Here is a 443-nt window from a genome sequence, read left to right on the forward strand (position 1 = left end):
TTATCGCACCGATCCCGCCCGGCGCATGTTCGCTGGTCATTCCTATGGCGCGCTGTTCGGCGCCTATGTGCTGACCACTCAACCGGACATGTTCAGCACCTACATCCTGTCCAGTCCTTCGCTGTGGTTCGACCAGCTTCTGCTGCCGCGCATGCAGGATGGCGCCGTCATCCCTGCGCAGCCTACGCGCGTGCTGCTGTCTGTGGGCAGTTACGAGACGGACAAGCCAGGGCCGCGTTATTCAACCGGCAACGACATGCTGAGGCAGACCGCGGACTTCACTGCCCAGCTGAAGCGCACGGGTCGCAAGTTGAAGGTGGACAACGTGGTGATTGACGGCGAGGACCATCTCACGGTCTACCCGCGGGTGATCACTCGCGCACTGCTGGAGGTGATGCCGGGTGAAGGGCCGTACACCGGCGGTTGATGGGGGGCTGCATCCA

1 protein-coding gene is annotated in these 443 nt (G+C 62.8%); it reads left to right on the top strand.

Translation table 11 applies throughout. The features are described 5' to 3' along the window. Window positions 1-427: alpha/beta hydrolase (locus VG556_RS22535; protein WP_423180071.1), on the top strand; the 427-nt coding region annotated here is incomplete at its 5' end. Between the last annotated feature and the right edge of the window lie 16 nt (window positions 428-443).

Source organism: Stenotrophomonas sp. CASM106, assembly GCF_049384825.1.
Taxonomy (GTDB): Bacteria; Pseudomonadota; Gammaproteobacteria; order Xanthomonadales; family Xanthomonadaceae; genus Stenotrophomonas; species Stenotrophomonas muris.